We start from the raw sequence: 12,039 nt of genomic DNA on the forward strand, positions 1-12,039 counted from the left end.
ATGGAGAACACGATCAATGAGCGACGCCCCGGTCATCGGCCATTACATCCACGGTCAAGTGCAAGACAGCAACAGTGAGCGCTTCAGCAACGTTTTCAACCCGGCCACCGGCAGCGTCCAGGCGCGCGTCGGGCTGGCCAGCCAGAAAACCATAGACGAAGCTGTTGCCTCGGCCCTGAAAGCCTTCCCGGCCTGGTCAGAACAATCGTCCCTGCGCCGTTCGCGGGTGATGTTCAAGTTCAAGGAGCTGCTCGACCAGCATCACGATGAACTGGCAGAAATCATCAGCCGCGAACACGGCAAAGTGTTTTCGGACGCCAAAGGCGAAGTCACCCGGGGTATTGAGATCGTCGAGTACGCCTGTGGAGCGCCGACCCTGCTGAAAACAGATTTCAGCGACAACATCGGCGGCGGCATCGATAACTGGAACCTGCGTCAGCCGCTGGGCGTGTGTGCCGGCGTCACGCCATTCAACTTCCCGGTGATGGTGCCGCTGTGGATGATCCCGCTGGCGCTGATCACCGGTAACTGCTTCATCCTCAAACCGTCCGAGCGTGATCCGTCCGCCAGCGTGCTGATGGCCCGACTGTTGAGCGAAGCCGGTTTGCCGGACGGCGTGTTCAACGTGGTCCAAGGCGACAAGACGGCGGTGGACGCGTTGCTGCAACACCCGGACATCGAGGCGATTTCCTTTGTCGGCTCGACGCCGATTGCCGAGTACATCCACCAGCAAGCCACCGCCCGGGGCAAGCGTGTGCAGGCACTGGGCGGGGCGAAAAATCACATGATCGTCATGCCCGACGCAGACTTGGATCAAGCGGCAGATGCCCTGATCGGCGCGGCGTACGGCTCGGCCGGCGAGCGCTGCATGGCGATTTCGATTGCCGTGGCGGTGGGCGATGTCGGCGACCCACTGATTGCCAAACTGCTGCCGCGTATCGATCAGTTGAAAGTCGGCAACGGCCTGAAGGGCGACAGCGACATGGGACCGTTGGTCACCGCCGAGCACAAGGCCAAAGTCGAAGGTTTTATCGACGAAGGCGTAACTCAGGGCGCACGACTGATCGTCGACGGCCGAAACTTCAAGGTACCGGGCGCCGAGAACGGTTTCTTCGTCGGCGCGACGCTGTTCGACAACGTCACGACGGAAATGAGCATCTACCAACAGGAAATTTTCGGCCCGGTGCTGGGCATCGTGCGGGTGCCGGATTTCGCCAGCGCCGTCGCGTTGATCAACGCCCACGAATTCGGCAACGGCGTGTCCTGTTTCACCCGCGACGGTGGCATTGCCCGAGCCTTCGCCCGCACCATCAAGGTCGGCATGGTCGGCATCAATGTGCCGATTCCAGTGCCAATGGCCTGGCATTCTTTCGGCGGCTGGAAACGCTCGCTGTTCGGCGATCACCATGCTTACGGCGAAGAAGGCATTCGCTTCTACAGTCGCTACAAAAGCGTGATGCAGCGCTGGCCCGACAGTATCGCCAAGGGCCCGGAATTCAGCATGCCAACGGCCAACTAATTCACCTGTGCGGAGAACAACAATAATGAGCAAACCCCTGCGTTTCGCCCTGAACCGTATGGTCGCCCCACGCTTGTCCCTGCCGGCGTTCATCGACTTGGCGGTGGCCCTCAAGGCCGACGCCATCGAAATTCGCAACGACCTTAAAGGCGTCGAGATCGAAGACGGTACCGCCCCCGAGCGCGTCCGTGAGTTGTGCACCGCCAAAGGCATTACCGTGCTGTCGATCAACGCGCTGTATCCGTTTGATGTGTGGAATGACGAGCGCCGTGCACAGGCCTTGAAGCTGGCTGCTTATGCCCGTGATTGCGGCGCTCAAGGGTTGGTCATGTGTCCGCTCAACGACCGTGCTGACCCGCGCAATGAGGCTGCACGTGCTTCAGGTTTGCGCACGGCGTTGACTGAACTGGCGCCGATCCTGCGCGAACACGGCATCCTCGGTTTCATTGAACCGCTGGGTTTCGAAGAGTGCTCGCTGCGTCGCAAGCGTACGGCGGTGGACGCGATCAAGGCCATCGGCGGGCTGGATGTGTTTCGTCTGGTGCACGACACCTTTCACCATTACTTGGCCGGCGAACATGAATTCTTTCCCGAGCTGACCGGACTGGTGCACATCTCCGGTGTCGAGGATGCAGAGGCGCCGTTGGCGACCATTCGCGACGGCCACCGGGTGCTGGTGGGCGAGGGCGACATCCTTGGCAACGCGGCGCAAATCGACACCTTGCTCAGCAGTGGTTACAGCGGCTACCTGTCGTTCGAACCTTTTGCCGACAGCGTCCATGGTCTGGCGGATATCCAGCAGGCAATCGGCGCGAGCATGAGCCACCTGCAAAAATCTCAAGGCTAATGAAGATCCTCTGTGGGAGCGGCGGTGCGGCGATCCCGCAGTGATCGCATTCCAAGGCACATACCGGATTTAGCTTCAAAGGAAGGTGCAAGCATGACCACAACAAGACTGACCATGGCCCAGGCCCTGGTGAAATTCCTCGATAACCAGTACATCGAGGTCGATGGGGTTCAAAGCAAGTTCGTCGCCGGGATCTTTACCATTTTCGGCCACGGCAACGTACTGGGCCTGGGCCAGGCTCTTGAGCAGGACAGTGGCGACCTGATCGTCCATCAGGGGCGTAATGAGCAAGGCATGGCCCACGCCGCCATCGGTTTTGCCAAGCAGCACCTGCGGCGCAAGATCTACGCCTGCTCCTCTTCGGTAGGCCCCGGTGCGGCGAACATGCTGACCGCCGCCGCGACCGCGACCGCCAACCGTATTCCCTTGCTGCTGTTGCCCGGCGACGTGTACGCCTGCCGCCAGCCGGACCCGGTGCTGCAACAGATCGAGCAGTTCCACGACCTGAGCATCAGCACCAACGATGCGTTCAAGGCAGTGAGCAAATACTGGGACCGCATCAACCGCCCCGAACAACTCATGACGGCGGCGATCCACGCCATGCGTGTGCTCACCGACCCCGCCGAAACCGGCGCAGTGACCCTGGCCTTGCCGCAAGACGTGCAGGCCGAGCCCTACGACTATCCCGATTACTTCCTGCAAAAACGCGTGCACCGCATCGAGCGTCGTCCGGCGACTGAAGCGATGCTCGGTGACGCGCTGGCACTGTTCAAAGGCAAGCGCAAGCCGCTGATCATTTGCGGTGGTGGGGTCAAATACTCGGGTGCCAATGGCGCCTTGCAGGCGTTGGCCGAGCGCTTCGACATTCCCTTCGCCGAAACCCAGGCCGGCAAGAGTGCGGTGGTGTCCAGCCACCCGCTGAACGTTGGCGGGATCGGTGAAACCGGCTGTCTGGCGGCGAACTTGCTGGCCAAAGACGCGGACCTGATCATCGGTGTCGGCACCCGCTACAGCGATTTCACCACCGCCTCGAAATCCCTGTTTCAGCATCCGGATGTGCAATTTCTCAACCTCAACATCAGTCCCTGCGATGCTTTGAAACTCGACGGCGTGCAACTGGTGGCGGATGCCAAAGTCGGGCTGCAAGCCTTGGCTGAAGCCTTGGGCGATTACCGTTCTGCGTGGGGCGATCAACCGCGACAGGCCAAGGTTCAACTGGACGAGGAAGTCGACCGTATCTATCAGGTCGAATACCAGAGCCAGGACTTTATCCCGGAAATCAACGACCACATGGACCCGGCGGTGCTGCGCGAATTCATCGAGCTGACCGGTTCCTGCCTGACCCAGAGTCGTGTGCTTGGCGTACTCAATGAAACCCTGGCCGATGACGCGGTGATCGTCGCCGCCGCCGGCAGCCTGCCCGGTGACTTGCAGCGCAGTTGGCGCAGCAAGGGCGTGAACACTTATCACGTCGAGTACGGCTATTCCTGCATGGGTTACGAGGTCAATGCCGCACTGGGCGTGAAACTTGCCGGGCCTGAGCGCGAGGTCTACGCGCTGGTTGGCGACGGCTCTTACATGATGCTGCATTCCGAACTGGCGACCTCGATCCAGGAGCGCCGCAAGATCAACGTCGTGCTGCTCGACAACATGACCTTCGGTTGCATCAACAACCTGCAGATGGAACACGGCATGGACAGCTTCGGCACCGAGTTCCGGTTCCGCAACCCGCAAACCGGCAAGCTCGACGGCGGTTTCGTGCCGGTGGATTTCGCCATGAGCGCGGCGGCTTATGGTTGCAAGACCTACAAGGTGAGCACGGTCGATGAGCTGCGAACCGCATTGGCCGATGCGCGTTTGCAGACGGTGTCAACGCTGATCGATATCAAGGTTCTACCCAAAACCATGATTCACAAATACCTGTCGTGGTGGCGGGTCGGCGTGGCGCAAGTCTCCACCAGCGCCCGCACCGATGCGGTGGCCAAGACCCTGAATGAACGACTGGCCAAGGCCCGTCAGTACTGATTGCCCCTGATACCCACAACAAATTTTCACAGGAGAATCTTCATGTCATTGCTCTCTCATTCACTGCGGATCGGCGTCATCGGTACCGGGGCGATCGGCCAGGACCATATCCGTCGTTGCAGCCAGACCCTGCTCAATAGCCAGGTCGTTGCTGTAACCGACATCAACTTGCAGCAAGCCGCGAAGGTCGTTTCCGACTTGAAGCTGACCGCTGAGGTCTATCCCGACGGCCATGCGTTGATCAAGGCTCCGGAGGTCGAAGCAATCCTCGTCACCTCTTGGGGCCCGAGCCATGAAGCGTTCGTGCTGGCGGCGATTGCGGCGGGTAAACCGGTGTTCTGCGAGAAGCCGCTGGCGGTCACCGCGGAAGGTTGCCGCAACATCGTCGAGGCCGAAGTGGCCCACGGTAAACGCCTGGTGCAGGTCGGTTTCATGCGCCCCTATGACGAAGGTTATCGGGCACTCAAAGCCGTGATCGACAGCGGTCAGATTGGTGAGCCCTTGATGTTGCACTGCGCGCATCGCAACCCGAGCGTGGGTGAAAACTACAAGACTGACATGGCGATCACCGACACCCTGATCCATGAACTGGACGTGTTGCGCTGGTTGCTCGATGACGATTACGTGTCGGTGCAAGTGGTGTTCCCGCGCAAGAGCAGCAAGGCGCTCGCGCATTTGAAAGACCCGCAGATCGTGCTGCTGGAAACCGCAAAGGGCACGCGCATCGACGTGGAAGTGTTCGTCAACTGCCAATACGGCTACGACATCCAGTGCGAAGTGGTAGGGGAGACCGGCATTGCCAAGTTGCCCGAGCCGTCCCAGGTGCAGTTGCGCAGCGGGGCGAAGTTGTCCAACGCGATTCTGATGGACTGGAAGGATCGGTTTATCGCTGCGTATGACGTTGAGTTGCAGGCATTCATCGATAGCGTGCGGGCCGGGCAGGTGGGTGGCCCGTCAGCGTGGGATGGCTTCGCCGCTGCCGTCGCCGCAGACGCGTGCATTGAAGCGCAGAACAGCGGGGCGATCGTCAAAGTCGGTCTGCCAGACCGCCCACATTTCTACGGCTAACGATGATCGCCTGTGGGAGCGAGCTTGCACGCGATGACGGCGGCACATTCAACATCTATGTGACTGTCAGATCAGCTCGCCCCCACAGGGGAGTGTTACGGCTCAGGTATTGATGAAGGAGAACAAGAACATGCGCATCGCACTGGACCCCTACATGTACCGCACCCTGTCCCTGGGCAAGATGGTCGATAAGGTCGCCGAGCTCGGGTACGAACACATCGAACTCTCGCCCCGGGAAGATTTCCTGCCGTTCTACAAAGCCCCGCGCGTCGACAAGGCGCGGATCAAGGCATTTCGCAAGGCCCTGAGCGACACCGGGGTCAAGCTCTCTTCCTTGTTACCGATGTACCACTGGGCTGCTGCCGACGAAGGCCTGCGTGTTGCCGCCGTTCGCAACTGGAAACGGGCGATTCAGATTGCCGTGGAGATGGACTGCGAGCTGGTCAACACCGAGTTCACCGGCCAGTCAGACAACCCGCTGGTCTGCGAGAACCAGTTCATGCGTTCCATGGACGAGCTGATCCCAGCGTTCGAACGCGAAGGTATCAAGCTTGATATCCAGGCCCATCCTTACGATTTTTGCGAGCGTAACAATGAATCGGTGGACATCATTCGCGGTCTGGATCGCGAGTGGATCAACTACCTTTACGCGGCGCCGCACACCTTTTTCTATGACGATGGCAAAGGCGATATCGCCTCGATGCTCAAGTATGCCGGGTCGAAGTTGAGCCACCTGATCATCGCCGACACTTACAACCACAAGGCGTCTTCCGGGTTGCGCTACATCGTCAATCCGCCGGGTGTCGTCGCCACCGTGCACCAGCATCTGGACATCGGTCAGGGTGAAGTCGATTGGGACGCGTTTTTCGGCACCTTGCGCGAGATTCAGTTCGACGGCATTGCCACGGTTTCGGTATTTGCCTGGGAAGACCGGCCGGATGAATCCAACCGGATGATGCTCGAGCGCGTCAAAAGCGAACTCTGCCATTAACGGTCCCCACAACCCCCAGTGGGAGCGGGCTTGCTCGCGAAAGCGATGTATCAGCCAACATCAATTTTGACTGGTCCGCCGTCTTCGCGAGCAAGCCCGCTCCCACAAGGACGGTGTGTGTCCAGTGAGCGGTTACATAACAATAAGAAGGAATGCACACATGCGGATTGGACTTGTCGGTTACGGCCATGGCGGCCGGTTTTTCCATGCTCCGCTGATCAGCAGTTTGCCGGCGGCGACGTTCGTGGGTGTGGTCACCCGTTCACCGGAACGCCGACAGTTGCTGGCGGCCGAGCACCCAGGGGTGCCAGCGTTCGACAGCATCGGCCAACTGGTGGAGGCCGGGATCGATGTGCTGGTGGTGTCCACGCCGCTCAAGGGCCGTCCGGCGTTGGTACTTGATGGCATCGAACACGGAGTGGCGGTGGTCAGCGACAAACCGTTTGCCGCTGATGCGCAGCAAGCGCAAACCCTGATCACCATGGCCGAGCGCCAAGGCGTACCGCTCAGCGTCTATCAGAACCGTCGCTGGGACTCGGACTTCCTGACCGTGCGCAAACTCATCGAATCCGGTGCGTTGGGCCAAGTCACCCGTTTCCAATCGCGGATCGAACGTTACTCACCACTGGCGGTGAACAACGGCAGTGGTGGTGGTTTTCTTCGCGACTTGGGCAGCCATCTGGTCGATCAGGCGTTGCTGTTGTTTGGTCCGGTGACACGGGTCTACGCCGAACTGGATTACCTGGAAAAAGGCCAGGTCTTCGATAACGGCTTCTTTATGGCCCTGACCCATGTCAGTGGCGTGACCTCACACCTGGGCGGCAGTTGCCTGCAAAACACCCCCGGCCCGCGCTTTCGGGTGACCGGCACCCACGGTTGTTACAGCGTCGATGGTCTGGACGGGCAAGAAGCCTCGGCACTCGCCGGGCTCTCGCCGAAATCCGAAGGTGAGCGCTGGGGTGTGGAAGAACATCGCCGCTGGGGCTGGTTCGAACAGGGCGAGGTGCGCGAACGGGTGCCCTCCGAGCGCGGTTGCTGGAATCAGTTCTATTTACAGCTACAAACCGCGTTGCAGAGCGGTGGCCCACTGCCTGTGGACGCCCGTGATGCACTGGCGACCACCCGCGTGCTGGACGCTGCGCGACTGAGCGCCGAGCGGCATCAAGTGGTGGAATTGAGCCTGTTCGAGAGCTATGGAATCAAATCAGAATAAAATTCTAAAATTAGTTGATATGGAAATTATTTTCCAATAAAGTCGTTTTCAGCGACCTGCCTCGCCACCTGTTTAAACCCTTTTCCCGCTTGCCTGCTTACTGAAATCGTCACGCCTCATCCATAAAACCAACAAGAATGTGGAGAAAGACTTTTCATGAAGACCAAGATCCGCTTTGCCTCACTTGCCTTGTCGCTGATGTTCGCCAGTGGCGCGGCGCTCGCCGATATGAAGATCGGCGTCAGCATGTCCCAATTCGATGACACCTGGCTGACCTACCTGCGCGAATCCATGGACACGAAAGCCAAGTCCTACCCCGATGGCGTACAACTGCAATTCGAAGACGCCCGCAGCGACGTGGTCAAGCAATTGAGTCAGGTCGAAAACTTCATCAGCCAGAAGGTCGATGCCATCGTGGTCAATCCGGTGGATACCGCCGCCACCCGTAAAATCACCGAAGCCGCCGTCAAGGCCGGCATCCCGCTGGTCTACGTCAACCGCCGCCCCGATGACCTGAAACTACCCAAAGGTGTCGTCACGGTCGCCTCCAACGATCTGGAGGCCGGTGAAATGCAGATGCAGTACCTGGCCGACAAAATGGGCGGCAAGGGCAACATCGTGATTCTGCTCGGCGACCTCGCGAACAACTCCACCACTAACCGCACCAAGGGCGTCAAAGAAGTACTGGCCAAATACCCGAACATCAAGATCGAGCAAGAGCAGACAGGTATCTGGTCGCGGGATAAAGGCATGACCTTGGTCAACGACTGGCTGACCCAGGGCCGCAAGTTTGACGCGGTCGTGTCCAACAACGATGAGATGGCGATTGGCGCGGCCATGGCCCTGCAACAGGCAGGCGTCAAAAAGGGTAGCGTGCTGATCGCCGGTGTCGACGGTACGCCGGACGGCTTGAACGCAGTGAAGAAGGGCTCCTTGGCCGTCTCGGTGTTCCAGGACGCCAAGGGACAGGCCGACGGTTCGATCGACACCGCCGTGAAAATGGCCAAAAACGAGCCGGTTGAACAGGCCGTGTGGGTGCCATACCGCTTGATCACCCCGCAAAACGTCGACACGTTCAAATAGCCCGTCCGTTCAATAACAACAATAAATACGCAAGGTTGCGACCGCGACCTTGCTGATGGAGTACCTGATCATGTTCGCTTCAGCGACTGCTTCGATCACCCCTGTAGTGGGTATCCAGCCAACTGCAACACCTGTCGATGAGCCGTACCTGCTGGAGATCGTCAACGTCAGCAAGGGGTTTCCCGGTGTGGTTGCCTTGTCCGAGGTGCAGCTTCGGGTACGCCCTGGTTCTGTGTTGGCACTGATGGGTGAAAACGGCGCTGGCAAATCCACCCTGATGAAAATCATTGCCGGCATCTATCAGCCGGACGCCGGTGAACTGCGCCTGAGGGGCAAGCCGGTGGTCTTCGAAACGCCACTGTCAGCGCTCCAGGCAGGGATCGCGATGATCCACCAGGAACTCAACCTGATGCCGCACATGAGCATCGCCGAGAACATCTGGATCGGCCGTGAGCAGCTCAACGGCTTGCACTTGGTCGATCACCGGGAAATGCATCGCTGCACGGCGAAACTGCTCGAACGCTTGCGGATCAACCTCGATCCGCAAGAGCAGGTCGGCAACCTGAGCATCGCCGAACGGCAGATGGTCGAGATCGCCAAAGCGGTGTCCTATGATTCCGACATCCTGATCATGGATGAGCCGACCTCGGCCATCACCGACAAGGAAGTTGCCCATCTCTTTTCGATCATTGCCGACCTGAAAAGCCAAGGCAAAGGCATTATCTACATCACCCACAAAATGAACGAAGTGTTCGCTATCGCCGATGAAGTCGCGGTGTTCCGCGATGGCGCCTATATAGGCCTGCAACGGGCCGACAGCATGGACAGCGATAGTCTGATTTCGATGATGGTCGGTCGCGAGTTGAGCCAGTTGTTCCCGGTGCGTGAAAAGCCGATCGGCGAGCTGTTGCTGTCGGTGCGCGACCTTAAACTGGACGGCATCTTCAAGGATGTTTCCTTCGACCTGCACGCCGGCGAGATCCTCGGCATCGCCGGGCTGATGGGCTCGGGGCGGACCAACGTTGCCGAAGCGATTTTCGGCATTACGCCAAGCGACGGTGGCGAGATTCGTCTCGATGGCGAGGTGGTGCGCATCAGCGACCCCCACATGGCAATCGAGAAGGGCTTCGCGCTGTTGACCGAGGATCGCAAGCTCAGCGGTCTGTTCCCGTGCCTCTCGGTACTGGAAAACATGGAAATGGCGGTGCTGCCGCATTACGCCGGCCACGGATTCATCCAGCAAAAAGCGTTGCGGGCGTTGTGCGAAGACATGTGCAAGAAACTGCGGGTGAAAACCCCTTCACTGGAGCAGTGCATCGATACCTTGTCCGGTGGTAATCAGCAGAAAGCCTTGTTGGCGCGGTGGCTAATGACCAACCCGCGCATCCTGATTCTCGACGAGCCGACCCGCGGTATCGATGTCGGCGCCAAGGCTGAGATTTACCGGCTCATCGCCTATCTCGCCAGCGAAGGCATGGCGGTGATCATGATTTCTTCGGAACTGCCGGAAGTGCTCGGCATGAGCGACCGGGTGATGGTCATGCACGAGGGCGACCTGATGGGCACCCTCGACCGCAGCGAAGCGACTCAGGAGCGAGTGATGCAACTGGCCTCGGGCATGTCCGCAGTTCACTAATGAATGCTGGCGCTGGCACGGCCAGCGTCGTCGACGCGATAGAAGGGTGAGTAGTTATGAACGCGATACTGGAAAACAAACCGGCAGCGGCGCCGGCCAAGAATCGCCGGCGCTTTCCGACCGAGCTGAGCATCTTCCTGGTGCTGATTGGCATCGGTCTGGTATTCGAAGTGTTCGGCTGGATCGTGCGTGACCAGAGCTTCCTGATGAACTCCCAGCGTTTGGTGCTGATGATTCTGCAAGTGTCGATCATCGGCCTGCTGGCGATTGGCGTAACCCAGGTGATTATCACCACCGGCATCGACCTGTCATCGGGTTCGGTGCTGGCCTTATCGGCGATGATTGCGGCCAGCCTGGCGCAGACCTCGGATTTCTCTCGGGCGGTATTCCCTTCGCTGACCGACTTGCCGGTGTGGATTCCCGTGATTGTCGGGCTTGGCGTCGGACTGTTGGCGGGAGCAATCAACGGCAGCATCATTGCCATCACCGGGATTCCACCGTTCATTGCCACCTTGGGCATGATGGTCTCGGCCCGTGGCCTGGCGCGTTTCTACACCGAAGGCCAGCCGGTCAGCATGTTGTCGGATTCCTACACCGCCATCGGTAGCGGCGCGATGCCGGTGATCATTTTTCTGGTGGTGGCGGTGATTTTCCACATCGCGCTGCGCTACACCAAGTACGGTAAATACACCTACGCCATCGGCGGCAACATGCAGGCGGCGCGTACGTCCGGTATTAACGTCAAACGCCATCTGGTTATCGTCTACAGCATCGCCGGGTTGCTGGCGGGATTGGCGGGCGTGGTGGCTTCGGCCCGCGCCGCCACCGGGCAGGCGGGGATGGGCATGTCCTATGAGCTGGATGCCATTGCCGCAGCGGTCATTGGCGGAACCAGCCTGGCGGGCGGGGTGGGGCGCATTACCGGCACCGTCATCGGCGCATTGATTCTTGGGGTGATGGCCAGTGGGTTCACGTTCGTCGGGGTCGATGCCTATATTCAGGACATCATCAAAGGCTTGATCATCGTGGTCGCGGTGGTCATCGACCAATACCGCAACAAGCGCAAACTCAAGCGCTGACTCTGACGGCAAACAGCGAGGGCCTGTTCTGGCTCTCGCTTCACCACATCCCCATTATTTTCAGCCATGGTGTTGCCACGCATCATGAGGGCTGTCGGTGAGTCGACCGTTGTGCTGATCAGTCCAGCAACACAGTAGAAAAATCGGAAAAAGCGGCAAATTGCTGGCCCCCTGCTTGCACTTTGATCGGCAAACTCGCTTTTTTTCAAAAGGTTAGGTTGGCCACATGCGGACGATTGTCATCACCGTTGCAACGCTTTCCCTGGCTGTCTTTGCCGCGGGGGTTCAGGCAAGGGCATTGAGCAAAAACCATCGCTTTGCCTGTACCTGGGGTGCCGATATCGCAGCCGGTGCGCAGCAATCGAAACTGTCCGGAATCTCACTGTACGGCGCACGCAAGCGCTTGCAGGTCCGCAAGTTCCAGCAGCCATGGATGCGTATGACCGCCATGGGCATCACCGAACAAACCTACAACAGCTCCTCGCGGCTCAGACCGGCGGCAATCAAGCAAACCTACTATGAACAATGCGTGCGGCATGAACTGGCACAGCGTTAAGCCAAAAGCCCAACCCGAACAG

10 protein-coding genes are annotated in these 12,039 nt (G+C 59.2%); all 10 read left to right on the plus strand.

The features are described 5' to 3' along the window. The first annotated feature begins 16 nt into the window (after positions 1-16). The 10 genes from K5E40_RS02895 (at position 17) to K5E40_RS02940 (ending at position 12,017) form a co-directional block, all read left to right on the plus strand. The gene (locus K5E40_RS02895; protein ID WP_221729521.1) at positions 17-1,519 is read left to right on the plus strand and encodes a CoA-acylating methylmalonate-semialdehyde dehydrogenase; all 1,503 of its coding nucleotides are present in this window, start codon (positions 17-19) and stop codon (positions 1,517-1,519) included. A 25-nt stretch (positions 1,520-1,544) separates the two neighbouring features. After that, positions 1,545-2,366 (plus strand): TIM barrel protein, encoded by an 822-nt coding sequence (locus K5E40_RS02900; RefSeq protein WP_221729522.1) that lies wholly within the window; start codon positions 1,545-1,547, stop codon positions 2,364-2,366. Between the two features lie 93 nt (positions 2,367-2,459). Then, entirely contained in the window at positions 2,460-4,391 is a 1,932-nt protein-coding gene (iolD, locus tag K5E40_RS02905; protein WP_221729523.1) for a 3D-(3,5/4)-trihydroxycyclohexane-1,2-dione acylhydrolase (decyclizing), read from the plus strand. A gap of 42 nt (positions 4,392-4,433) precedes the next feature. After that, positions 4,434-5,459, plus strand: coding sequence for a Gfo/Idh/MocA family protein (locus tag K5E40_RS02910; protein WP_221729524.1), 1,026 nt, complete (start codon positions 4,434-4,436; stop codon positions 5,457-5,459). A gap of 130 nt (positions 5,460-5,589) precedes the next feature. Further along, a complete protein-coding gene (locus K5E40_RS02915; protein WP_221729525.1) occupies positions 5,590-6,450 on the plus strand; it encodes a sugar phosphate isomerase/epimerase family protein in 861 nt (286 codons plus the stop codon). Between the two features lie 160 nt (positions 6,451-6,610). Then, positions 6,611-7,663: a Gfo/Idh/MocA family protein gene (locus K5E40_RS02920; protein ID WP_221729526.1), complete on the plus strand. Its 1,053-nt coding sequence runs from the start codon at positions 6,611-6,613 to the stop codon at positions 7,661-7,663. A gap of 156 nt (positions 7,664-7,819) precedes the next feature. After that, positions 7,820-8,746 (plus strand): sugar ABC transporter substrate-binding protein, encoded by a 927-nt coding sequence (locus K5E40_RS02925; RefSeq protein ID WP_221729527.1) that lies wholly within the window; start codon positions 7,820-7,822, stop codon positions 8,744-8,746. A 70-nt stretch (positions 8,747-8,816) separates the two neighbouring features. Continuing rightward, positions 8,817-10,382, plus strand: a complete 1,566-nt coding sequence (locus K5E40_RS02930; protein WP_221729528.1) for a sugar ABC transporter ATP-binding protein — start codon at positions 8,817-8,819, stop codon at positions 10,380-10,382. A 56-nt stretch (positions 10,383-10,438) separates the two neighbouring features. After that, a complete protein-coding gene (locus K5E40_RS02935; RefSeq protein WP_221729529.1) occupies positions 10,439-11,461 on the plus strand; it encodes an ABC transporter permease in 1,023 nt (340 codons plus the stop codon). 226 nt (positions 11,462-11,687) lie between these two features. After that, positions 11,688-12,017, plus strand: a complete 330-nt coding sequence (locus tag K5E40_RS02940; protein ID WP_221729530.1) for a hypothetical protein — start codon at positions 11,688-11,690, stop codon at positions 12,015-12,017. Positions 12,018-12,039: the final 22 nt, after the last annotated feature.

The sequence above is a fragment of the Pseudomonas baetica genome (assembly GCF_019733355.1).
GTDB lineage: Bacteria > Pseudomonadota > Gammaproteobacteria > Pseudomonadales > Pseudomonadaceae > Aquipseudomonas > Aquipseudomonas baetica_A.